The following is a 25,191-nucleotide window of genomic DNA, read 5'->3' as shown; positions in this document are numbered from 1 at the left end:
TTTTTCAGCTATCGATACGCCTTCAAATCTTCAAATCGTTACGTAGGTATATTAAGTTCGTGTAATCGCCTCTTCCAAATTATATAAGGCATGGACTGCTGCCATTAATGCGGCATGCTCCGCCACCGGCACCTCGGTATCTTGTGGAGCCTCACCTACGGTTAAAAATGCTTGGGCCGCATCCGGCGCCTTATTATACCGCTCCAACTCGTCTATATAATATTTTTCCATCAACGACAGTTCCTTCCCACTCGGATCTCTGCTTAGTATACGGCGGTACGCATGTTCAATATAAACACTCGGCCGGGCATTCGGCATCGCTCTCATCAATCGCCCCGACAGCACACGCGAAGCTTCAAGTATAACCGGGTCGTTTAGCATCACCAACGCCTGCAACGGTGTATTGGTACGTTGCCGGGTCACCTCGCACATATCTCGGTTACTGGCATCAAAAATCAGCATATTGGGTGGTGGAACGGTCAATTTGATGAACACGTACATGCCCCGACGGTACAAGTCCTCGCCGTGGTCTTGCACATAGTTAGCCAGCGCGCCCCGCCCCGAACTGGTAACTTCCCATAGCCCGTCGGGCTGGTAAGGTTTTATACTCGGACCGCCGATTTCCGTGTTCAGCAAGCCACTGCTGGCCAACGCGAGGTCGCGGATGGACTCAGCAGAGAGACGCAGTCGCTTTGAACGACTAAGGTATATATTTTCTGGGTCTTCGTTCAGTTGTCTTTCGGATATTCGCGACGATTGACGATAGGTAGCACTCATTACCAACTGTTTCATCAAACGTTTCACATTCCACCCATTATCGCGGAAATCAGCGGCGAGCCAATCCAGCAATTCCGGGTGGCTGGGAAGGTCCCCTTGGTTGCCAAAATCTGCTACAGTAGCAACTAAACCACGACCGAAGACCATCGCCCACAGCTGGTTTACCAATACGCGTGCAGTTAGCGGATTTTCCTTGCTAAATGCCCATTCGGCTAATCCAAGCCGGTTGGACTCGTATGCTGTACTATCAAAGGGTAAGATTGCCTCGGGTGTACTGGGGTATACTCTTTCGGTAGGCGAATCGTAGAGCCCACGATCTAAGATAAACGTAGGCCGCACCTCATCACGCTCGCCCATCACCGATACGGATACCGCCGAGGTATCATCTCCTTTATTGATGAATTGCAGGATATCCTCCACATCTTGCTGTGTGATGGTGAGGCGTGGAGTTTTCGATGGACCCGAATTAACCAATCCTTCCAGGCCTTTCTCCAAAGAGTTATTGAAAAATGCGTAAAGTTGGAAGTAGTTTTTTTGCGAGAAAGGATCGTATTTGTGGTCGTGGCATTGCGCGCACTCCATGGTGATGCCCAGGATGCCTTTGCTGAACGTGTTGGTCTTGTCAATAGCGTATGCCACGCGGTATTCTTCTTCGATGACGCCGCCCTCTTCGGTAATTTTATGATTCCGGTTGAATGCCGAGGCCAGCACCTGCTCCTTCGTCGCTTCGGGTAGCATATCACCGGCCAGTTGCCAAGTCACAAACCGGTCGTATGGCATGTTCCTATTGAATGCGTGGATTACCCAGTCGCGCCACGGCCACTGCGTCCGAATATCATCGTCCTGGTACCCATACGAATCCGCATACCGTGCTACATCCAACCAATGCATCGCCATACGTTCGCCGTAGGCCGGCATCGCCATCAGCTCATCAACCATCTTTTCGTAAGCATTTTCGGAGTCATCGGCGAGGAACCGCTGGAGCTGCTCTTCGGTGGGTGGCAACCCGGTAAGGTCAAAGCTCATCCGTCTCAGCAGGTAATGTTTTTTGGCTTCTGGATTGGGTTCAAATCCGTTTTCCTCCATACGGGTCAGCACGAAACGGTCTATTGCATGGGTAGCCCAATACTCATCATCGACAGTAGGTATCGGCCCCTGCTCGGGTGGAAGAAACGCCCAATGGGGCTTATATTCCGCCCCTTGCTCAATCCACTGTTCGATGAGCTTTATCTCGCGGTCGGTCAATGCCAGATTGGAAGATACCGGTGGCATCCGCTCCATTTCATCCGTACTGGTTATGCGTCGGTAGGCCTCACTCCTATCCGGATGACCCGGCACGATGGCATGCATACCGGCTGTTTCCACCAGCGCTTTATAGGCTCCCTCTTCCGTGTCGAGGCGCAGGTCGGCTTCTCGTGCATTCGGATCCGGACCATGGCACGCAAAGCAGTTATCGGAAAGAATCGGCCGGATGTGGTAATTGTAATCGACTATGGCAGGCATGGGAGCCGAACCCGCCCCGCCACTGTTCTTCCTCGACGTGTAGAAATAAGCCGAGAGCAATACCGCGATCAAAATAATCGCCGTACCAATAAACCATTTCGCTGAAAGAAGGCGCGTCATCATCGATCTATAGTGGTATTCCAGTCAAAATTAATGAAACTTTTGGAATAGTCAGTGCTAAATCGATAAAATCAGCATGCTGATAGCTAATCCTTTCCAAATAGCTGATACAGTTCAACTTGCGTAAATGGCTCCGTCCGTTTGCCGAACGTGGACCTAATGGCGCCCAGATCTTCCGGCAGTACCTCATCACCGGCGGCATTCCCCCATGCATTTCGGATATAGCTCAATAATTGAGCTAGCTCGGCATCGTCAATAGTTGTGTTATGGGCAATACCCGGCATTTCACCACTTACTTCGGGCGCCTCATACGTATGTCCGGCTACATCTACTGCCCCGGTGAGGCCGTATAGCACCAAGGCCATCAAGCGCTGCTCATCACCCGTTACCCATTGCGAACCCGCTAATGGCGGTGCTATGGGCGAAACGCCCCGACCATCTTCTCCATGGCAGGGTTGGCAGGTGTTCTGAAATAGTGCTATGCCTTGCGGATATCGCTCGGCCAATAACCGTTGATTGCCTTGTTTCTCTTTAGCCGCGATATCGTCCACAACGGTCGAAACACGGTGGTACAAGGCCGACGTTGTGTCGGGCAGCTGTTCCGCAATTTCCTTGAGGAAGGGTTGCTCCCGGCCGCCGAGTCCGCTGACCAGCGCATCAGCGAGGTATTTGTTGTTCGGATATTTCAAGGCCCACTGCTCGCTGGCCGTATCCTCCAAATCAGCAAATGCCGCCATTGCCAAGGCAGCATAAGGCATTAACAGCGTGTCCCGATTGGAAACGTGAGCGGTTATCATGTCTGCCAGTTCTTTTTGGGGAACGGTTGAGGCCAGCGATACCGCCGCCGCAATAGCTTGCGCGCGAAGTTGCCATTGCGGGCGCTCCAATACGGCTTGGATGTCCGCCAAATTCAATTCGGTCAACCCCTCAAGTGTCCACAACGCATGCACGACCTGTACGTGATTACGTCCGCTACGCAATATTTCGCGCAACTTGCCTACAACGTCTGTAGCGTGTCGGTCGACCAATACCTGCTGGGCTTTGTCGCGTACCCAGCCGTTAGCATGTCCCAATAGCGCAATCAGGGAATCCGCGCCTTGGGGCATCGTTGTCCAATACCTTTCAGCACCCTTGGGCATGACCCGATAAATCCTTCCCATATCAAGGGGAACGGTCAACTCACGGGCTTCGATTTCATTTTTCAGATAAGGCGTGAGGTAGGTGCTATGCTGGATAATACCGCGGTACATATCCACAATATAAAGGGCACCATCGGGGCCATCATAGAGATTCACGGGGCGGAAACGCTCGTCGCGGCTCGCCAAAAATTCCTTGCCACCATAAGCTTGTTCGCCTACGGTCCGGTACCCTTCTTCAACCAGTACATCCCGTTTAACCAGATTGGCGGCCGGCTCCGCAACAAAGGCATTGATGCCCGGCAACAACCCGCCCCGGTAGACCAACGGTCCGCAGGCTGCCGTGAAATTCACCAAATGGCCCGTACTATCGAGCACATTTTCCATATAGCCACGATTCACGCCAGTGGTGGGGTGAATCGGATAAACCCGGGTATCCGCCACGATGGTTTCCCGGTATCCGGCAACTTTGCGTTGGTTGGGGTTGCTCGAACCGAGACCGGGCGGAAAATAATCGCCCGAGAGGTTGCTCGAGTTGTCGTTGTAATATAACCTACCCCAATTATCCTGACTAATGCCCCACTGCCCGCGAAAATGGGTTTTCTCTTTCTGCCATTCTCCGTCGGGAAGCCGCCGGTACCGCCAATCGTATTTAGCACTGTAAATCCAATTATCCAACCCCCGTAAAAGGCCGTTAGGCTGATGCTCTACATTCCCACCCTCGGCATACGCACTGTCTACCAGTATACGACCAGTAGGTTTATCCTCCCGGATTTCGTAAAACCACAATTTCGGGGGCTCGGCCAAGAGCAGTCCGCTATCAACAAGGCATATCGCTCGCGGCATCACCAACGAGTCGAGGAACACGTTGCGTTCATCCATTTTACCATCACCATCTTGGTCGGTTAGCATAACAATACGGCCTATCGGCGCATCTTCGCCATCGCCCAATGTATCGGGCATATAACCTTCCATCTCTACGACCCAAATCCTGCCTTTTTCATCGAATGTCATGGCTACAGGTGCCATCACCAGGGGTTCTGCCGCCACCAACTCCACATCGAAGCCCGCTTCGACCTCCATGGCTTTCAACGACGCGCGAGGAGACAGCACACCGTCGCCGTCTTTTTCTTTGCAGCCCTTCAATAGCCCACCAACAGCAAAGATTACAGCGGTGGCAAAAAAACATAGTGCCTGTTTGCTGCCTATGTAGCGGCGTTGAAGATTACCAATACGTTTAATTTCCACGCGCCAAATTTGTAAAATTAAGTGCAGACATCCTAAAATCATGTAGAAACGTCGTGCTTGTTTTTACATAGCCGCATATCCATTTCTTAACCTAGGACAATGCCCCCAAAAAACATCTTCCGTACTTTTGTAGCAAACGGAGAACAATTATGGAATTAGGTATCAGTATGTTTGGGGATTTACCAGTAGATCCAGCAACAGGCAAATTTCTGCCAACGCAACAACGGCTTCAAGAAATCATCGAGGAAATTAAGCTGATGGACGAGGTGGGACTAGATTATTTTGGTATCGGCGAGCACCATCGCCCCGATTACGCGGTATCCAGTCCCGAAATCATATTGGCGGCCGCAGCTACGGTAACCAAGCGCATTAAACTGGGCAGCGCCGTATCGGTGATCAGTTCTTCCGATCCCGTGAAGCTTTATCAAAACTTCGCTATGATCGACCTATTGTCTGGTGGTCGTGCGGAATTGATGGCCGGCAGGGGTAGCTTTATTGAGTCTTTTCCACTGTTCGGGTACAACCTGCAGGATTACGAAGCGTTATTTATCGAAAAATTAGAGCTGCTCCTGGCCATTAATCATAACGAACAGGTAACATGGAGTGGAAAATTCAGGGCGCCGATTGACAACCAAGCGGTATTGCCGAGAGCGGTAAACAATGACCTCTCTATATGGATCGCCGTGGGCGGCACGCCCCAGTCGGTCGTCCGGGCAGGCAAATTGGGTTTGCCGTTAATGATCGCCATCATCGGTGGGTCGCCGGCACAATTCAAGTCACTCTTCGAACTTTATAAGCAGACCTACATCGAGCATGGCCACGATCTTTCCAAATACCGTGTAGGCATCCATTCCCACGCTTTGTTTGGCGATAATGACCAAGAGCTGAGCAGCAATTACTATCCTTTATATGCCGCACAGATGGACCGGGTAGGCAGGTCCCGCGGTTGGCCACCGTACCAACGCAGCCAATTCGACTTTGGCAAATCCAAACACGGGGCCCTATTCATCGGTGAGCCCGATGCCATTGTCGACAAAATCCTGTATATGCAGGAGTCATTTGGATTGACACGATTTGCGGCACATATGGATGTAGGTGCGCCCGCGCACAAAGACTTGATGAAGTCCATCGAGCTTTACGGCACTAAAATCGCACCCAAAGTAAAGGCTGCTCTTGCCGGCAGATAAAAGGCTATCGGCGAATCAATCGCGTGATTTAATCGCTTCGAATGTGTCGGGGAATGCATAGCCGAAGCGGTCTGCCGCTTCGGCATTGTATACACGCTTCCGCACATGGAGCATTTCCACTTGTAAGCCATCGGTCGATCCACTGGCAAGGTAACTCGCCGCCTGCGCACCACTTTGGTAGCCCCATTGATAAATATCGGCACCAAACGCGGCCACGGCGCCCCGTGCTACCAGACCCGATTCACTGGTAAACACTGGAACATCGCTATCATTGCAGTTTTTCAGGATGGTTTCAAACGCTGCGAACACGGTATTATCGGGATTGGCAAAAAAGGCATCGATGTTCTCGCTTAACAACGACCGGACAACCAATTGGGCCTCAGCTGAAGAATTGAGCGGCAACGCCACCAATTGCACATTCATGCTGTCTGCAAGTGCAGCAATCCGTTCATAGGCTTCCAGCGACTGCGGCTCGGATTGGTTATAAATCATGCCAACTTTTAACTGGGCTTCCTTGGGCTTCACCATTTCTGCGATAAGGGTGAACGACGTATCGATATAATTCAGGTTCTCACCCGTACCGAACAGATTATCGGGAGCTGCGCCGTCTGCCGCCAGTAGCCCCAAGATACTCGGCATGGCGGTGACGGCCTGGAATATGGGTATATCTTTGCCTCGCTGTACGGCCGCAATAGTCGCCAACGTGGTACTGGTACCGATGAGACTTACTTCCTTGCTGTTAAAATAGCTGATAATCTGGTTGAGCGTAGCCGCATCACCTTGCGCATTGCGATGGATGATTGCCACGGTACCTTCGGCTTCACTATATCCACTGTCGGCCAACGCATCCATAAAGCCATTACGCGCTTGCGAAATGGTAGCATCTTCAAAGGCCTCCACGAAGCCCACAACAGGCACGCCCGACGGTTTCTCGACAGACTGGCAGGCCATGATAAAACCACCCAGAAGTACGATTAGGATACGGCATTTTCTAAACATAAAACAAAATTAGCGAAAATGTGTCGCTTTTATGCCAAAATTCGTAATGTTGCCGAATGGCTTTCAATTTCAAGAAACTATGGGGTCGGCCGCAAAAAGTAGGTCTTGTGCTTTCGGGCGGCGGCCTACGGGGCATTGGCCATTTAGGCGCTATCAAAGCCCTCGAGGAACACGGTTACAAACCGTCAATCATTTCCGGATGCAGCATCGGCGCCATCGTAGGTGCATTTTACGCCGCGGGATATACAGTAGAAGAGATGTTGAGCGTCGTCAAGGAAAACAACCTGTTTCCCACAATGAGTTTGCGCTTGCGCACCTCCGGGTTTGTTGACAATCACTTCGTTTCGCGGCTTATCCAGAAATACATCCCTCAAAACACCTTTGAGTCGCTAAAGATCCCGCTCCATGTGTCGGCCACCAACTTTTTATCGGGACAAACCGAACGCTTTCAAACGGGCAAGCTGGATGAGGCATTGTTGGCGTCTTCGAGTATCCCGGTGATGTTCCCTTCCGTAAAACGTAATGGGTCGATTTACTATGATGGTGGTATCCTCGACAACCTACCGGTAACACCGCTGCTCGGACAGTGCAAGACCCTGATTGGTGTGCACGTAAATGCACCGGATCAGATTATGCCCGATAAACTTACTCCTGCTAAAATACTCGATCGGATAACCCACCTCGCCATTGGCCAATCTGTAGCGGATAGCGCCCGAAAATGCGATCTTTTTTTGGAACCACCCGAGATGCTGAAATTCAGCATGTTTGGCAAGAAAGAGTTAATGGATATTTATGAATACGTGTACACGTATTCATCCCGTTTTCTCGACCAACAGTAACAATGGGAGAAATTACCGATATAACATTTTTTATTTTTTTATTGACAATAACGAAAAATATCGTACATTTGGCTCGTCAAACAAAAAAGATGTTAACGCGGAACAATGCATACTGGTTTTTTGGTTTCTTTTATTTTAGCGATAAAAGCCGGGCTTGATATGCATTCATAACATAGAAGATATAAATGTAGAAAGGTCCCGGCAAAAAAGCCGGGACTTTTTTTATTTCCACGTACACAGTATATGAGCATAAAAGTAGCCATACAAGGAATCAAAGGATGCTTCCACGAAGAAGCCGCTTACAAATATTTCGGTGAAGACATCGAAACGGTGGAATGCGAGTCATTCAAAAAAACATGCGAACTGCTCAAACAGGGAAAGGTAGATTATGTGGTAATGGCCATCGAGAACTCCATTGCTGGAGGATTACTACCGAACCATAGCCTGCTTCGCGACTACCGATTTCCTATTATCGGCGAGGTGTACCTCCACATCAAATTACATTTGATGGTGGCTCCGGGCGTTACGATCCACGACATCAAGTTCGTGGAATCACATCCCATAGCCCTACAACAATGCGGTGATTACCTCGAGGAGAATCCGCAGTTCAAGGTGACCGAAGGGGAAGATACAGCTGGCAGCGCAAAGAAAGTAAGTGAGCTGCAACTGAAAGATACCGCCGCTGTCGCCAACCAGCTTTCCGCGAAGCTATACGGATTGGATATCCTGGAGCGACGTATCGAAACAAACAAGAAAAACTATACCCGCTTTCTTATTCTCGCTAAAAAAGCAGTCGAAAAAGCCGAAGTCAATAAAGCCTCGCTCTCTTTCCAAACGGGCAACGGTGTGGGGGCATTATCCCATGTACTGCAATGTTTTGCCGAGCAAAACATCAACCTCAGTCGAATACAATCCATGCCCGTATTGGGAAAACGGAACGAATACGACTTTTATGTCGATGTGGAATGGAACGACCAAGCAGCTTACGAAGCCGCCATACGCCGGGTGTTGAAACTGACGAACAACTTCAACATCATGGGCGAGTACGTCAAGAACGATAAGGTTTGATCGGGCAGTAAGTAAAAAAGCGCAAAAACAACGAGAAAAAAATAAGGACTAACAATAAAAACATAGAAAAACGATGAAACAGACATTAGACATTGTACCTTTAAATTCGTGGATCGATACGGGTGACTTGCCATTGGTCATTGCCGGTCCGTGCAGCGCGGAAACAGAAGAGCAAGTACTGGCTACTGCTCACCTGCTAGCTAACACCGGCAAAGTAAATGTACTTCGCGCAGGCATCTGGAAACCACGTACACGTCCGGGTGAATTCGAAGGCATCGGAAGCGTCGGCCTCCAGTGGCTTCGCAAAGCGAAGGAAGAAACCGGTCTCCCCATTACCACGGAGGTGGCCACCGCCAAGCACGTTGAGGAGGCACTTGCCGCAGGTGTGGATATCCTTTGGGTGGGTGCCCGCTCCACAGCCAACCCCTTTACCGTACAGGAAATTGCCGACGCACTAAAAGGTGTAGATGTCCCCGTATTGGTTAAAAACCCGGTTAACCCCGACCTGTCGTTATGGCTCGGTGCCCTAGAGCGCATCAACCGTGCCGGCATCAAAAAGCTTGGCGCTATTCACCGAGGCTTCTCTTCTTACGAAAAAACAGCTTTCCGTAACGAGCCGATGTGGGATTTGGCCATCCAGCTTAAAACGATGGTACCCGATCTTCCGGTAATCAATGATCCCAGTCATATCTGCGGTAACCGCGAATTAATCCCTTACATTGCACAAAAAGCACTGGATATGGATATGCAAGGGCTCATCATCGAATCGCATATCGATCCGTCCGTGGCATGGACCGACGCGAAACAACAAGTGACCCCACAAGCACTTGCCGAACTGATCACCAACCTCGTGGCTCGACATGCGGAATCCAACGATCCCGTATTCGAAGACACCCTTGCTGGATTCAGAAAGGACATCGACAAACTGGACGACCAAATCATCAAAATCCTTAGCGACCGGATGAAAATCGTAGAGAAAATCGGGGAATACAAGCGCGACAACAACGTCACCATCCTTCAGGTAAGCCGATGGGATGAAATCATCCAGAAACGCAGCAACGTAGCGCAGGCACTTAAGCTAGACAAGGATTTTACCGTAAAGCTCTTGGAACTGATTCACAACGAATCCATTCGCAAGCAGAATGAAATCATGAACACCACACCTATAGCAGAGGCGTAATGGCAGATCGGGCAATCGGGCTTTCCCACACAACCAAATCGCTCAGCGGCACCGTACAATTAACAGGTTCCAAAAGCGAGAGTAACCGGGCGCTGATCATCGAAGCGCTCGGTGGTGGTAATGTCGTGATCGAAAACCTTTCTGAGGCTGCCGACACGGTAACGCTTCAGCGGGCGCTCGCGCAGGTAGCAACCGCGGCCCCGGGTTCCGAAACACAGATTGATATTGGACCCGCCGGCACAGCCATGCGGTTTCTAACCGCTTATTTAACGATTGCTAAGGGCCGCTACCACCTCACGGGCAGCGAACGGATGAAACAGCGTCCGATCGGCATGTTGGTAGAGGCGCTGAAAACCTTAGGTGCCGACATCCAATATGCAGAGCAGCCGGGCTACCCTCCGCTCGCCATTCAAGGAGCTTTAACCCAACAGACAACCGCTGTACGCATAAAGGGCAATTTAAGCAGCCAGTATTTATCGGCATTGCTACTTATTGCTAACGCGCTACCTGAAGGACTGGAACTGCAGATCGAAGGTGAACTCACGTCCCGCCCCTATCTTACCATGACACTCGGTATGCTGGCAGAAGCGGGTATCTCGCACCGCTGGACAGGCGACACCATTTCTATCGCACCGCAAGAAGCCAAACCTTGCCGGTTGACAATCGAACCCGATTGGAGTGCGGCATCCTATTGGTATGCCATGGTAGCACTGGCAGAAAAAGCAGATCTTTTTCTACCCAACCTCAAGAAACACAGCCTTCAGGGAGATGCGGCCATCGCCTCCATCATGAGTCATTTTGGTGTGTTGTCTACTTTTGAAAATGGGGGACTGCGTATCCGGAAGGCTTCATCAAGCACCGCCGATCCGATAAAAGAACTCGATTTCACGGCGTGTCCCGATCTGGCACAAACGGTAATCGTTTGTGCGGCCGCACAACGGCGCAACCTTTCATTTACTGGCTTACATACGCTCCGGATCAAAGAAACCGACCGGGTAGCTGCGTTACAGACCGAGCTTGGTAAAATCGGGGTACAACTGGTGGAAGATGGCACAGCATGCCACCTTCGTACCGATGGGCTATTTCGGCCCGGAAGCCTGATCATCGACACCTATGAAGACCACCGGATGGCCATGGCATTTGCCCCGCTGGCATTGCTATTCAACGGGATGCAGATCAATGAGCCGGATGTGGTGGAAAAATCATATCCCGATTTCTGGAAACATTTGAAACAACAGGGATTTGTTATATCTTAGCCACCAAAAGCGATTGATGGGATTTGGGGTATGCCAAATCGTAAATCGGCAATCGTAAATCGACAATCAGTATGGCAGGGAACTCTTTTGGAGATGTATTTCGTATAACCACTTTTGGCGAGTCGCACGGCAAAGCGATCGGCGTGATTATTGACGGCTGTCCGGCTAACATCACCATCGACGAATCGTTCATCCAGTCCGAATTGGATAAACGCCGTCCGGGACAATCTAAAATCACCACCCAACGGAAAGAGAGTGATACCGCCCAAATACTCTCCGGCGTATTTGAAGGCAAAACCACCGGTACGCCATTAGCCTTGGTCATTCCCAATGAAGACCAGCGATCTAAGGACTATTCGCACATCAAGGATAAATACCGCCCCTCACATGCCGACTACACCTATCAAATAAAATATGGTATCCGTGACTATCGCGGTGGCGGTCGTTCATCCGCACGCGAAACAGCCGCGCGGGTAGCGGCAGGAGCAGTGGCAAAAAGCCTCCTCGCACAGGTAGGCGTCCGTATTTTTGCCCATGTCTCCGGTGTCGGTAAAATCGAAGCGCCGAATCTAGAACCGCTACCCATCGATGAACTCATTGCCATCCGGGAAAGTAATATTGCCCGTTGTGCCGACCCGGCTACGGCCAATGAGATGGTCGATTTCATAGACGGTATACGCAAAGCCGGCGATACCGTGGGGGGGCGCATCAGCGTGGTCATCCAACAGGTACCCGTGGGTCTGGGCGAACCTGTTTTCGATAAGCTGCACGCCGACCTGGCGAAAGCCATGCTCAGCATCAATGCCGTGCATGGTTTCGAATATGGATCGGGGTTCGCCGGTTCGGAGATGCAGGGATCCGAGCATAATGACATCTTTGTCAACCCCGAGCACGATGCCAAGGAGCTGAAAACATTGACAAATTTCTCGGGCGGTATACAAGGTGGGATTTCCAATGGCATGGATATTACCTTCCGTGTAGCGTTTAAGCCCGTAGCCACCATCATGCGACCTCAGCAAACGATTGACCAATCTGGGAAAGCCAGTGAAATCACCGGCAAAGGCAGACACGACCCTTGCGTGGTTCCGCGCGCGGTCATCATCGTAGAAGCAATGGCAGCACTTGTCTTAGCCGACCATTTACTCAAAAACCGAATTTATGACCAAAAATAACCCCATGGTAATCGCCGCAGACATCGGGGGAACCCACATTACCGTGGCAGGGGTAAATACCCACCACTGGCAAGTAGTTACTGAGTCTATCGTGAGACATTCTGTTGACTCACACGCCGTTGCTAAATCGATTTTATCAGCTTGGGCAACTCCGTTGCTCAATGCTGCCCGAAACGAACAGGATTTGACAAAAGTCGTCTTCGGAATCGCCATACCCGGACCCTTTGATTACGAAAACGGCATTTCGCACATGCGTAACCAAGATAAGTACGACAACTTATACGGTATGAACATCCGGAAGGAGCTCGCGGAACGAATCGGTGTGGATGGTACTCATATTCGCTTTATCAACGATGCAGCGGCATTCTTACAGGGCGAAGTCTTTGCAGGAGGACACAACGGCTACCCAAAGGTGTTAGGGATTACCTTGGGTACTGGATTAGGGACCGCTGTCTGGGAACAAGGTAGCAACGCCATGGATGCTGATCTGTGGAAAACCCCCTATCTCGGCAGCAACGCCGAGGAACATCTAGTAACCCGATGGTTTGTACGCAAGGCTGCGCAACACGGTATCGAGGTAACCGGTCTTCGGGAATTGTTGGCTTTACGAAACAACCAACCCTGCATCAATGACATCTTAGCGGAGTACAGTGATCACTTGCTCCATTTTATCCGGTTTTTTAGCGAAAGGGAAGCAGCGGATAGATTTATTATCGGTGGCAACATCGCTAAAGCATGGGACATTTTCCGGGCGTTCAGTCCCGCAGCATTTGACCGCTTCGATATTCGGATAAGCCAATTGGGAGAACACGCTTCATTGATCGGAGCAGCCGCACAATTTGCATAGATAAACAAAAGCTGAATTAAAATAACGCCGGGTATTTCCGTGGATCTGATTCGTGCATGATCGCATACACCGCCTCGATAACGTCGTCTGCCGAAGGCTTGGAGAAATAATCGCCGTCCGACCCATAAGGAGGACGGTGAGCTTTGGCTGTTAATGTGCAGGGTTGACCATCGAGATGATAGTACCCATTTTGTTCTTCCAACACCTGTTGCAGGATAAATGCCGAAGCTCCGCCTGGCACGTCCTCATCTACCACCAACAACTTATTTGTTTTGCTAAGCGAGTGGGTACAAAGGTGCTCCTCATCAAAGGGCTGTAAGGTCTGTGGATCGACGATTTCGATGGAAATACCGAGTTTTACCAACTCGGCGGACGCTTCCTGTACCACGCGTAGCGTAGACCCATAAGATATGACCGTGACATCCTCTCCCACCCTCACGATTTCGGCTTTACCTAATGGCACTGTGAATTCACCGATATTAGCGGGCATACGCTCCTTAATCCGGTAACCATTTAAGCATTCGATGACCAAAGCAGGTTCGTCAGACCGCAATAACGTATTGTACATGCCCGCAGCTTGAGTCATGTTCCGCGGCACGCATACGTGGATACCCCGAAGCGACCCCAATATCATACTCATCGGTGACCCCGAATGCCATATTCCTTCCAATCGGTGCCCCCGTGTACGGATAATCAGCGGCGCCTTTTGTCCACCTTTCGTACGGTAACTGAGACTCGCCACATCGTCTGTCAAAACAGTAAGGCCGTATACTAGGTAATCGAGATATTGGATTTCGGCAATGGGACGCAAACCACGCATAGCCAACCCCACTCCCTGTCCGATAATAGCCGCCTCCCGGATTCCCGTATCGAAGATGCGGTGCTCACCATACTTCGCCTGAAGTCCTGCAAACCCCTGGTTTACATCACCGATTTTTCCCACGTCCTCTCCAAATGCCACGATGCGTGCATCCCGTGCGAAGTTGGCATCAAAACAAGCGTTGAGCACTTCCCGTCCATCCACCGGTTTACTGTTCGGATCATATGCTGTAGCAACACTGGGCACATGTTGTGGCGCTTCGGTGGTTTCCGAAAAAAGATGAGAATTATAGCGATCATGATTGATTCCCTGCTTCTCACGATACCATGCTACCAAGGCCGACTTCTCTTCACTTTGTGTGTAACGCAATAACCGGATGGCTCGCCTTACAGCGCCATATACCTCTTTGAGCGATGGCTCGGTGGTTGATTTTAATTCATTGAGCAACATCTGGGTGGTCTCGTGAGGAATTACTGCCAACAATCCGATGGCCTCATCCACCTCTTTCTTCAGCATCTTATTGTAATCACTCCACGCACGTCGCTGCTCGGCACGGACCCGCCCCTTCAGGCTTTGTTCAATCGCAACCAGCTCGTCTTCGTCTGCAATGCCCGATTCGATCATCCACCTACGCATCTTCGTTATACAATCGTACTCCTCCTCCCATGCCAATCGCGCTGTCGATTTATACCGTTCGTGCGAGCCGGAAGACGAATGGCCCTGCGGCTGTGTCATCTCCGTAACGTGTATCAATACGGGAATATGCTGCTCACGACTGATTTTCGCGGCTTGTTCGTACGTCTCGCAAAGCCCGGGATAATCCCAGCCATTTACCTTGAAGATTTCAAGACCGTCACCTTTTTCGTCTCGCTGGAACCCCTTCAGCACCTCTGATATGTCGGCTTTCGTCGTTTGCACCTCGTTAGACACCGAAATGCCGTAACCATCATCCCATATCGAGATCACCACCGGAATCTGCCTCACTCCCGCCGTGTTCACGGCCTCAAAAAACACACCTTCGGAGGTAGACGCATTGCCCACCGTTCCAAAAGCCACCTCATTGCCATTATTCGAGAAGGTAGTCATTCCCGCCAAATCGGGATTATTCCGATACATCTTGGAGGCCAGCCCGAACCCCAACAAACGGGGCATCTGCCCTCCTGTAGTCGAGATATCCGCGGCCGCATTCTTCATCAATGTTTGATCTACCCACTGCCCTTCTGGTGTAAGCATCCGCGTAGCGAAATGGCTATTCATCTGCCGCCCCGCTGATGACGGATCTGCCTCGACATCGGGATGTGCGTAAAGCTGTGAGAAAAACTGATAGACCGAAATGATCCCCGCGGCAAACATAAAAGTCTGGTCACGGTAATAACCGGAACGCCAATCACCAAGTTGAAACACTTTTGCCATGGCTATTTGCGCCAGCTCTTTGCCGTCACCGAAAACACCGAATTTCGCCTTCCCGGTCAACACCTCTTTCCGCCCCAACAAGCTAACGGCTCTACTCTCCACGGCAAGGCGGTAGTCGTCGATAACAATAGCCTTGAAATCGTCATAACTAAGCTTGGCGCGGGTAGGGTGTTCGCTTTGTTTAATATGGGTATCAGACATAATTAAATTGCGTTTGATCCAAAACTACAGAAAAATATTTGCTCAAAAGCGTTTTTTACTTTCAAATTCAGTTGCTTTTGTCGGTTTTGGCAAAATTGGCCACTTGCAACGGATCGCGCTAACTGGTGCGCAGCGAAACCCGCCTATATTAATTACCACAATGATATAACGTTTCCCGCAGGAAAAGATTGCCCAAAAACATCAAATACACTAACCCAACACCTCCGCTACACGACCAATTTGCCCGTCTTCCAATCGCACTTTTATGCCACGGGAATGAAATGGGGCAGACGTAAGGATATCCTTCACCACACCTTCGGTAAGCTGACCGGTCCGTTGGTCCTTTTTTAAAATTATGGCAACTTCCAAGCCAGGATAAATGTCTTTACGATTCTTTCCGTCCATATTGCCAAAAGCTACGTCACTGTCCAGCCTGCACCCTTCGTCTGCCCCATGTTGGGCTTATTTCAACCACGAGTCGTGTACCGCGACCTTGTTCCAAAACTTCGAGTATTTTTCAATGGCGGCGAGATGGATGGGGTGAGTCTCGTATGTATTGATATCTTCCATCGTATCAAAGTATACTAATAGGTTATACGTAAAGCTATTGTCTACCACGTCACGGTCATGCGTACTGGCAGCACGGCCATAATGTAGCGATTTGATGGTTGGGATAGCTTTCAACTCCTCAAAAAAGCCGGCAAAATCGGTTATTTCTTGTTCAGAAAGGCCATCATTTAGCCAAAAAAGCACGTAATGGGCAATCACTTCCTTGTTTTCCATAGTTTCTTTAGTTTCTTCGTTTGTGTTTGATGATTGATTGTCTTCTTGATTTGATGTTGGCGGTGCACATGCAGCGATCATACCGCCGCCCACGCCTGCAAGGGCAACCGCTGCCCCCGCCCGTTTAATAAAATGACGTCTTTCCATAATATTTGATTTATTAATTTATGCAATATACTTTACGCGATATACCTGTTGTTTATTGCCTATCCGTTATCATTTATTCACAATCTTCAGAATGTCATTGCCGAAGACAAAAACCATGAGTGCCAGCAAGATAAAGAATCCGGCTATCTGAGCCTTCTCCAAGAACTTATCACTCAATGGTTTGCCTTGGATCATTTCAATAAGCAAAAAGACGACATGCCCGCCATCCAATGCCGGGATTGGCAAAAAATTCATCAGCGCCAACGCCATTGACAAAAGCCCTACCAACGTCCAGAACTTCACCCAATCCACCTCAGAGCCAAACATTGTCGCAATGCGAACAGGGCCCGATATGGCCTTATCTGCCCGCAACTCACCTGTTGCAATTTTACCCAAGCCCTTCGCGTTGTCAATCAGCGTACCCCACGCTTTGGAAGCCCCGATAGGAAAGGATTCGAAAAAGCCATAGGAGGTTGTGACATACGGGAAATCAGTATCCTGATTGATGAAAAAACCCAGTGCCCCTTCTTCAGGTACAGCCGCCAGCACCGTCGTAGTATCGCCGCCGCGGAGTAAAGCCAACGACACGTCCTTACCCACGCTGCCGCCTATAATATCTTTCACCTGATCCCAAAACGGTGTGGCCGACCCGTTGATGGTCAAGATGCTATCTCCCGGCCGAATACCTGCCCGATCAGCCGCACTTCCTACGATAACCGAGTCAATGGCCAATGTTCGCGCTCGAGGCCCCACAAACTCGTTGCGATCGTAATCGGCAACGTCGTTCAGGATATCTCCCGGCACCGGTATGGACAACGTTTCTCCCTCACGAACTACAGTCAATGTCGTATTGCCCATGAGTACTTTCGAACCCAAGAGATCTTTAAATCTCACGATCGGTTCTCCGTCTACTTCGGTAATGTGGTCACCTGCCTGCAAACCTATTTGTTTGCCAATTACGCCGGGGGTAATACCGTTTACCAACTGTGTGTTGTCGACATATGTTTCGCCATACTTGAATGTTAACATCCAAAAAATAAATATACCTAAAATGATATTGACGATAATACCCCCCATCATCACGATGAGACGCTGCCAGGCGGGCTTGGAACGGAACTCCCACGGCTGGGGCTCGCCTTTAAGCTGCTCGGTATCCATAGACTCATCGATCATCCCAGCAATCTTCACATAGCCCCCCAGGGGTAACCAGCCTATGCCATACTCGCAGCCCCGATACGTAAATTTAAATAGCTTAACGCCCCAGGCGTCAAAAAACAAGTAGAATTTCTCCACTTTGATTCCAAAAGCACGAGCTGCCAAAAAATGACCAAACTCATGCAACACAATCAATATAGACAAGCCCAATAACACTTGTCCAATCATCACCAATACACCCATTTATTTTATTTTGCTATGTGATATACTTTGCTAATATTCGTTACTAAATCCGCAGCCACTTCACGGCTTCGCCTGTCGGTCTCCATACAGTCATCCATCGTCGGTACCGCAATCGGACCCACTCGGCCCATTGTCTCTTCGATAACGTCACTCATCTGGATAAACCCCAGCTCGCCTCTCAAAAATGCGGCCACGGCCACTTCGTTGGCGGCGTTAAGTACGCAAGGCATGGTACCCCCTATTTCCAATGCTTGGTACGCCAACGCCAAATTACGGAACGTATCCATGTCGGGCTTCTCAAAAGTCAGCTCCGGAAAATCCATGAAATTGAATCGTTTAAGTTGATTGGGAACCCGCTCAGGATACGTAAGTGCATACTGGATGGGCAGCCTCATATCCGGCAATCCCAACTGTGCTTTGATACTGCCATCGGCAAACTGCACCAAAGAATGTACAATGGACTGTGGGTGAACAACCACGTCAATTTGTCGGGTTTGCAGATCGAACAGCCATTTTGCCTCGATAACTTCTAGTCCCTTATTCATTAATGTGGCAGAGTCTATGGTAATCTTTGCCCCCATCACCCAATTCGGGTGCCGCAAAGCCGCTTCGCTGCCCACTGTTGCCAAGTAATCCAATCTTTTCCCCCTAAAGGGTCCGCCTGACGCCGTCAGGTAAATTTTTTCAATCGGATTACGTTGCTCACCTACGATGCATTGGAAAATAGCAGAATGCTCAGAGTCTACCGGCAACAATCGTACGCCATGTTTTAGCACAAGGTCCATCACCAATTGGCCGGCCACGACAAGCGTTTCCTTATTGGCTAATGCGACATCTTTACCGGCCTTGATGGCTGCCACGGTGGGTCGGAGCCCAACAGATCCCACCAAAGCACTGACTACCAGATCAACGCCTTCGTATTGTACTACATCTTCTAACGCTGCACGCCCCGCCAGCACTTGTATAGGCATATGCGATAGTGCCGCTTTCACTTCTTGGTACTTACGCTCGTCGGCAATAACCACCGCACGGGGACCAAACTCCGTTGCCTGTGCAATCAAAAGCTTGGCGTTCGTCGCTGCCGTCAGCACAGCTACATCAAACCGATCCGTGTTCGCACGCACTACATCAAGCACCTGTGTGCCGATACTACCCGTGGCGCCAAGTATGGCTATTTGCTTTTTTACCAAAATAATCCGCTAACTTCAATCTATTAAATCACACCGCACACATTCACAATGCTACCTACCCACATGTTCACAGGTACCGTCACTCACAAAATATGTTTCATCACCGCCGGGTCGTCCCCCCCGCGATAGTCGGCCATCATACTACGATAAGCCATTGAAACAACCACGCTCGACAATGGCCCCACCAAAAAGGAATTAACCAAACTCAACACCGTCGATACCATTGGATAACCCCCGTAGTTGAAATATACATATAAAAGGTGCAAAATGGCAAAAAATGCCAATATCAGCAACAATCTGGTAACATTTCCTCTCGTAAGTGCAAAACTGAGACGCAACGCACGGAAGGGTTGTGCCTGTTGCTCAATAATAAAAAACGGATAGAAAGCTACCCGAAGCAAGAATGCGAACACAACAATAGCGGCCACCATACGTGCAATGCTCACCATCAATGAAACGTCGATACCCGTGTATACCAAGGGAAACGCCAACACCGAAATAAAAAGGTAAAACAACAATGCAAACAGTGCAATGCTCAACATCCCCCAAAAAAAGTAGCGCAATTCCCGAGCGCTGGGTATGGTATCGATAAGGTTTATCTTTTCTTTTTTGTCGGCCAACGCGAGAATGTATTTAAACAGCGTGAGCTGTGTCCCGAAATACAAGACAACGAAAAGCAAGGCCATAAATACGCTTAAGAACGTATTCACCTCACTGAAATAAAAGGCTAAGATACCGGACGTGTTGGAAGTCAAAAACAGCAGGAAACAAAGCCCCGCTATAGAGAAATAATGGCTCCTGAGCAGGTCCCAAGACCGGGAAATCACCTCATTTACGGCAAACGTACTGGCTTTCAGAAATTGAATCATCGGCATCCGTGCTAAACTGGCAACTAGCCCCTAAAAAAAATCCCGACAACGTCGGGACATTCCGTGGAGGATACCGGATTCGAACCGGTGACCTCTTGCCTGCCAGGCAAGCGCTCTAGCCAGCTGAGCTAAACCCCCATTTTGCGGACTGCAAACATAGATAAAATAGATTTTACTTGCAAGCGGCAAAATGAAATTTAACGCTAGCGGATATCTTTCAAATATCGGGATGCTGCTGGGCAAAAAGCAATAAGCCGTTGTTTCCTTTGATATCCAGTTTAGCACAGATATTCCTTCGATGCGTTTCAACCGTAAAAGGACTTAGAAAAAGCCGATCAGCAATCTCTTGGGTCGATTTATTCGCCCTTACCAATTGGATAATCTCCACTTCCCGCTTGGTAAGGTTATATTTCTGTCGGATGCTCTTCGGCCCATCATCGTCGTCATCCCCACCCGTCGGGCTTATTACAAAATATTGGCCTCCGCGGTGGATTTCTTCGATAGCCTGTATGAGCACCGTGGCGTCAGAATCTTTCGGAATAAAGCCCGAAACGCCCATCGCTTGCAGCGATGATTGCAAAGACGCCGTATAGTACATAGAGACAATCAGTATTTTCAATTGAGGATACATGGACAGCGCTTTGGTCGCAGCCTGCTGCCCGTCGATCCGCGGCATATTCAGATCCATCACGACAACATCGGGTTTACGATATTGAAGGAATTTAAGTGCTTCTCTCCCGTCATTTGCCGTGTGCATGACAGATAGATGCACGTGCTTATCCAAAATAGAACGCAATCCATCAATGAAGAGTTGATGGTCATCCACCAATAACAGGTTGATCTTGTTTGGTTCAGCGCGGTTGGTTTCCATGATTTTGCAGGGGTATCTCTAGGGTAATCGTTGTGCCGTTTTTATTGGAATCGATGGTGCAGCGACCACCCAAGTACTGTATTCGTGAATACACGTTATTGAGGCCGATACCTTCTGAGCTATCGTGCCTATCAAACCCAATACCGTTGTCTTCTACTGTAACAACAAGCTCATCGGCCGTTTCTACGAGTTGAATGGTCGCCTGCGTGGCGCACGAATGTTTCACCACGTTGTTGATGAGCTCATTCACCATGCGATAGATAGATAGCTCAATTTCGGGGTCCGACCGGCCTGTATATTGGTAAACAAACTCAAAGCTGATGACGCTGACCCGATTCAGGATAGAAAGCCGTTCCTGAAGCGTGCCAATAAGGCCATTTTCGAGAAAAAACTTAGGCTTAAGGCTATGCGATATTTCGCGGAGGTCATCGCATGCCCGCGTAATCAGTCTGATGGTTTCATCGTGTGCCTCTTTTTCCTCCGGCCGCAAACGATCCAACTTTGTTTGAAAGTCGGTTACTTTAAGCCGGATAACCGAAAGTGTACCGCCCAAATCATCATGCAAATCTTTAGCCAACCGGTCACGTTCATCTTCCTGCGCCTGGAAAACCTGTCGAACGGATTGCATCCGAATCAGGTCGTTTTCCTTTTTCAGCTGTGCCTTTTCACGCTTCAGGAAATTGTACCGCTGAGTGAGCGCAAAAGATAAAATCACCACCTCCGCCGCAAAGCCCACGGTAATCCCATTGGGTTTGAGCAACTGTTCGCCCACCAAACCCATAATCTGCAAGATGTAATTGCTGGCGCCAATAATCAACGGTAAAATGGCCAACAGGTAATAATAGCCTAAAATGAAGCCCCGCCTTATCCGTTCAATCACACAAACGGCAATGAGCGGCAGCGACAGGATAACGCTGATATTGGCCACATAGAAAATCGTTTTCTCTAACCCGATATTTACGGGAAAAAGCATCGCGAAAAATGGCAAGATACCCAAAACATATACCAGGTACTTATAGTAATTTGCCAAGTGATAAAGTTTGCTGTTCGCGGATGTTTGATTAGTAAACAGCTGCATCACCTGGATCAAAAGACCGCACCCTAACATGCCACTGGAAGATTTTACATAGTCGTGTAATCGTCCAACGTCGGAAAAAAACCATTCTTTTGCGAGCCCGACCTCATCAAGCACCAAAATAACCGAACACAAAATATACAGCGCATAATACAAATGGATCCGATCGGCAACCGAAAGATACATCAACACGTTGAAGAGGAATGCAAAAGCGAATATACCGGTATAAAACCCGAACGCCGCGTATATGGGGATGTCTTGTTGCAAAATCACTTCCCGCTTACCAAGCTTGGCTTTGATAGAGAAATTCTGCCCGCGTTTATCTACCTTGAATAACAGCGTCGTATGCTCATGCCCTGCAAGCCGGATAGGAAAAAGGAAATCCCGCACGGGCCATGGGCGCTGGGCAAAAGGCAGCCGGTCGCCCGTTTGGCTCACCAACGTTGGGGTATTGTCTCCGGCACCGCATCGATAAAAATCGATCCGGTTGATGCTCGGAATCGGTATAGAAAGAAATAAATCTACATAATCGGGAAGGGTGTTCTCGAGTTCGATCAACACCCAATAATACGAATCAGTATAACCCAGGCTCACGTAATCATCGCCATTAACGTTCGTGAATAGCCCCTTATCTTTGAATGCCAGCACGTCGTCAGGCGTCGCCATCAACGTCGTATCTTCGTAGTAAGCAACATATCCATTAAGGCTATACGTGTCTGAAGCATCGATACGTACAAGCCTAACCTCTTCTGCATGCACGCCCCAGACCGAACAGGCGTAACCAAAAAGGAGCAGAAAAAAACGATATACCCTTCTACGCATCAGCGAACTAAAATAATACCTAATCCAAGAACACCAAAAATACAATTGCTAGCTAATAATTGAAATACCGAACGTCAGGTAATTTTTGAGTGGGTATCGCCAGCTGTACAAACGGAACGGATCGGAACGTATTACCGTAATGCTTCAGGCACGGGTTTTTCTAATAAATATTGGTAATAAAACCGATACCGCTCTTTCCGGTCGTAGGCTGATTTCTCGCGCGAAAAGCCGTGTCGGCTTCCCGGATAAATCATCAGCTCGAAATGCTTATCCCTGTCCGTGAGGGCATCAACCAACTGGATAGTATTCTGCATGTGCACGTTATCGTCCATGTCGCCATGCAAAATGCGTAGCACACCTTTGTACTGGTCGGCATAGGTTAGCACCGAACCGTTTTTATATCCCTCTGGGTTATCCTGTGGCGTGTCCATATACCGCTCGGTATAATGCGTATCGTAAAGGTCCCAACTGGTTACCGGCGCACCGGCGATACCGTAGTCGAAATAGTCCGCACCTTTCGTCAGCGCCAAGCAGGTCATGTATCCGCCATAGCTGTGCCCGGTGATAAGCAGCTTATCGTTGGCCACCCAAGGCTTGCTTTTCAGCCACTTCGCGGCGGTAATATAATCCACCATTTCCCAATAACCGAGCTTGCGGTGCATCAACGCTACCCCCTCCTTGCCAAAATGGCCTGACGCCCGGTGGTCTACCGTGATCTGGATGATGCCTTCATTAGCCCAATACTGGTTGGCCGTACCTTTCCAGGTATTCTTTACCGAACCCGCATCGGGTCCGCCATAGATATTGAAGATAACCGGATGGGGCTTGGTCGCGTCAAAATCTGTCGGCCAGGTGATCGTTGCCGGCAGTGCATAGCCATCGGGCGTAGGGATGGTCATGAACTCCGTTTTAGCGTAGATATAGTCATCAAAATCGTCAGCCCGACTATCGGACAGTTCCTTGATGAGCTTCCCTTTGTTATCCAATAACGCCATTTTGGGTGGTGTGCTTACATTGGAATACGTGGTGATGAAATACTTGCCATCGGGCGATACGGTTACCTGGTGGCTATAATTGCCAAAGGTGAGTCGCCTGAGGTTCTTTCCGTCGTAATCAACGCGGTAAAGATCCTGCGTGGCCGAATGTTCCTTACGAGCCGTGAAATAGATGACCTCTTTTTTTTCATCGACCAGTTCTAGCGCAGCAACCTGCCATTCCCCTTGGGTAATCGGATTCACCAATGTACCATCAAGCGTGTAGAGGTAATAATGTGCCCAGCCCGTCTTATCGCTCTTCAAGATATAATGCTTATTATCCTTCAGGTAGGTAATGCGTTCCTCGTGGCTAAGGTCTATCCATGCGTCCTGCCGTTCGTCGTAAATTTCCTTTTTAGCACCCGTTCCTGGATCTACCTGGTAAAATTTGAGATTCGTCTGGTCGCGGTTCATCCATTGCACCATCAAATTGCTGCTATCGAAGCTCCAATAAGGCTGTCCGAAATACTGATCATCTTCCGCATTGAAATCGGCCCAGACCACATCGCCACCTTCCACAGGCACGAAGCCCACTTGCACTTCGGGGTTGGGATCGCCCGCCTTTGGATAGCGGGTTTGTTCCACATACCCGTGCTGGCCAGTAGATCCATATATCGGAAACATGGGGACCTGCGTATCATCGAACCGCATAAACGCCAAGGTTTTGCTATCCGGGGCCCACCAAAAAGCACGGTAACGCGATGCTCGCCCTAAAATTTCTTCAAAATACACCCACGATGCCCAACCGTTGTAAATAACGTCGGTGGCATCCGTGGTATACCGTATTTCGCGGGCATCAGAAACGCTTACCGCGTACAGATCGTTGTTCCGGGTGAAGGCGACGTATTGGTTGTCTGGCGAGAGCGTGGGGTTCTTCTCTTCTTCCTCGGGCGACTGTGTCAGTTGCCGCGGGCTGTCGGAACCTTCGCGGATGAAAACATCGTTGTTTTCTACATAAACCTCCACATCGCTGGTAGGCGGGGGTGTGTAAGGACTGCGTTCACCGGTTTTTACATGTACCTGGTAGCGCTGCTTTGTTTGCACATCGTACTCAATATAGTGCTGGGCGTCTGCCCAACCCTGTACGTGATTAATGGGTTTGGTCAACGATGCCTTCTGCCCGAAGGATTGTTGCAAGTCTAAACGCTTGGTTTGGGCGTCAACGCTGTAAATAAACAGCAAAAGAACCCCTACAATAAAAAAAGATACGCTATTCATATTCATATGTGCAAAGAT

General features: G+C 49.5%; 19 protein-coding genes and 1 tRNA gene. 7 read left to right on the top strand and 13 right to left on the bottom strand.

All coding sequences use genetic code 11. The features are described from left to right. Positions 1-51 precede the first annotated feature (51 nt). Both U9S71_RS17100 and U9S71_RS17095 read right to left on the bottom strand, forming a co-directional pair. Positions 52-2,403 carry a PSD1 and planctomycete cytochrome C domain-containing protein gene (locus U9S71_RS17100; protein ID WP_326328871.1) on the bottom strand — a complete coding sequence of 784 codons (2,352 nt, stop codon included), beginning with the start codon at positions 2,401-2,403 and terminating at the stop codon, positions 52-54. 83 nt (positions 2,404-2,486) lie between these two features. After that, entirely contained in the window at positions 2,487-4,784 is a 2,298-nt protein-coding gene (locus tag U9S71_RS17095; RefSeq protein WP_326328870.1) for a DUF7133 domain-containing protein, read from the bottom strand. 149 nt (positions 4,785-4,933) lie between these two features. Here U9S71_RS17095 and U9S71_RS17090 point away from each other — a divergent pair, with 149 nt between their 5' ends. After that, a complete protein-coding gene (locus U9S71_RS17090; protein ID WP_326328868.1) occupies positions 4,934-5,971 on the top strand; it encodes an LLM class flavin-dependent oxidoreductase in 1,038 nt (345 codons plus the stop codon). Between the two features lie 15 nt (positions 5,972-5,986). On the opposite strand, the gene U9S71_RS17085 is transcribed toward U9S71_RS17090, so the two are convergent. Next, the gene (locus U9S71_RS17085; protein WP_326328867.1) at positions 5,987-6,970 is read right to left on the bottom strand and encodes an ABC transporter substrate-binding protein; all 984 of its coding nucleotides are present in this window, start codon (positions 6,968-6,970) and stop codon (positions 5,987-5,989) included. Positions 6,971-7,026: 56 nt separating this feature from the next. Between U9S71_RS17085 and U9S71_RS17080 the strand changes: the two genes are divergently transcribed. The 6 genes from U9S71_RS17080 (at position 7,027) to U9S71_RS17055 (ending at position 13,332) form a co-directional block, all read left to right on the top strand. After that, on the top strand, positions 7,027-7,809 hold the full coding sequence (locus U9S71_RS17080; protein WP_326328866.1) for a patatin-like phospholipase family protein: 783 nt from the start codon (positions 7,027-7,029) through the stop codon (positions 7,807-7,809). A 243-nt stretch (positions 7,810-8,052) separates the two neighbouring features. After that, positions 8,053-8,877 carry a prephenate dehydratase gene (locus U9S71_RS17075; protein ID WP_326328864.1) on the top strand — a complete coding sequence of 275 codons (825 nt, stop codon included), beginning with the start codon at positions 8,053-8,055 and terminating at the stop codon, positions 8,875-8,877. Positions 8,878-8,950: 73 nt separating this feature from the next. Then, positions 8,951-10,057, top strand: coding sequence for a chorismate mutase (locus U9S71_RS17070; RefSeq protein ID WP_326328863.1), 1,107 nt, complete (start codon positions 8,951-8,953; stop codon positions 10,055-10,057). Continuing rightward, the gene (gene aroA, locus U9S71_RS17065) at positions 10,057-11,313 is read left to right on the top strand and encodes a 3-phosphoshikimate 1-carboxyvinyltransferase (RefSeq protein WP_326328862.1); all 1,257 of its coding nucleotides are present in this window, start codon (positions 10,057-10,059) and stop codon (positions 11,311-11,313) included. The genes U9S71_RS17070 and aroA overlap by 1 nt, the downstream gene beginning before the upstream one ends. 71 nt (positions 11,314-11,384) lie before the next feature. After that, positions 11,385-12,485: a chorismate synthase gene (gene aroC, locus U9S71_RS17060; RefSeq protein WP_326328861.1), complete on the top strand. Its 1,101-nt coding sequence runs from the start codon at positions 11,385-11,387 to the stop codon at positions 12,483-12,485. Further along, positions 12,472-13,332, top strand: a complete 861-nt coding sequence (locus U9S71_RS17055; RefSeq protein WP_326328860.1) for an ROK family protein — start codon at positions 12,472-12,474, stop codon at positions 13,330-13,332. The genes aroC and U9S71_RS17055 overlap by 14 nt, the downstream gene beginning before the upstream one ends. A 16-nt stretch (positions 13,333-13,348) precedes the next feature. On the opposite strand, the gene U9S71_RS17050 is transcribed toward U9S71_RS17055, so the two are convergent. The 10 genes from U9S71_RS17050 to U9S71_RS17005 all read right to left on the bottom strand — a co-directional run bounded on the left by U9S71_RS17050 (position 13,349) and on the right by U9S71_RS17005 (position 25,179). Then, on the bottom strand, positions 13,349-15,766 hold the full coding sequence (locus tag U9S71_RS17050; protein ID WP_326328859.1) for an alpha-ketoacid dehydrogenase subunit alpha/beta: 2,418 nt from the start codon (positions 15,764-15,766) through the stop codon (positions 13,349-13,351). Between the two features lie 210 nt (positions 15,767-15,976). Then, positions 15,977-16,171 (bottom strand): YwbE family protein, encoded by a 195-nt coding sequence (locus U9S71_RS17045; RefSeq protein ID WP_326328858.1) that lies wholly within the window; start codon positions 16,169-16,171, stop codon positions 15,977-15,979. A 57-nt stretch (positions 16,172-16,228) separates the two neighbouring features. Then, positions 16,229-16,696 (bottom strand): Dabb family protein, encoded by a 468-nt coding sequence (locus U9S71_RS17040; RefSeq protein ID WP_326328857.1) that lies wholly within the window; start codon positions 16,694-16,696, stop codon positions 16,229-16,231. A gap of 69 nt (positions 16,697-16,765) precedes the next feature. After that, a complete protein-coding gene (gene rseP / locus U9S71_RS17035) occupies positions 16,766-18,094 on the bottom strand; it encodes an RIP metalloprotease RseP (RefSeq protein ID WP_326328855.1) in 1,329 nt (442 codons plus the stop codon). A 5-nt stretch (positions 18,095-18,099) separates the two neighbouring features. After that, complete coding sequence (locus U9S71_RS17030; RefSeq protein ID WP_326328854.1) at positions 18,100-19,284, bottom strand: 1-deoxy-D-xylulose-5-phosphate reductoisomerase; 1,185 nt, start codon at positions 19,282-19,284, stop codon at positions 18,100-18,102. 83 nt (positions 19,285-19,367) lie between these two features. Further along, entirely contained in the window at positions 19,368-20,153 is a 786-nt protein-coding gene (locus tag U9S71_RS17025; RefSeq protein ID WP_326328852.1) for a beta-carotene 15,15'-monooxygenase, read from the bottom strand. 64 nt (positions 20,154-20,217) lie between these two features. Then, a tRNA-Ala gene (locus U9S71_RS17020) sits at positions 20,218-20,291 on the bottom strand. 79 nt (positions 20,292-20,370) lie between these two features. Continuing rightward, positions 20,371-21,024 carry a response regulator transcription factor gene (locus U9S71_RS17015; protein WP_326328850.1) on the bottom strand — a complete coding sequence of 218 codons (654 nt, stop codon included), beginning with the start codon at positions 21,022-21,024 and terminating at the stop codon, positions 20,371-20,373. Beyond that, positions 21,005-22,921 carry a sensor histidine kinase gene (locus tag U9S71_RS17010; protein WP_326328849.1) on the bottom strand — a complete coding sequence of 639 codons (1,917 nt, stop codon included), beginning with the start codon at positions 22,919-22,921 and terminating at the stop codon, positions 21,005-21,007. The genes U9S71_RS17015 and U9S71_RS17010 overlap by 20 nt, the downstream gene beginning before the upstream one ends. Before the next feature lie 131 nt (positions 22,922-23,052). Continuing rightward, on the bottom strand, positions 23,053-25,179 hold the full coding sequence (locus tag U9S71_RS17005; protein WP_326328847.1) for a S9 family peptidase: 2,127 nt from the start codon (positions 25,177-25,179) through the stop codon (positions 23,053-23,055). Positions 25,180-25,191 lie beyond the last annotated feature (12 nt).

Source organism: Parapedobacter flavus (genome assembly GCF_035818675.1).
In the GTDB taxonomy this organism is placed as follows: Bacteria; Bacteroidota; Bacteroidia; order Sphingobacteriales; family Sphingobacteriaceae; genus Parapedobacter; species Parapedobacter flavus.
The sequence above is the reverse complement of the archived record's forward strand: the minus strand, read 5'-3'. Positions and strand labels throughout refer to the sequence as shown.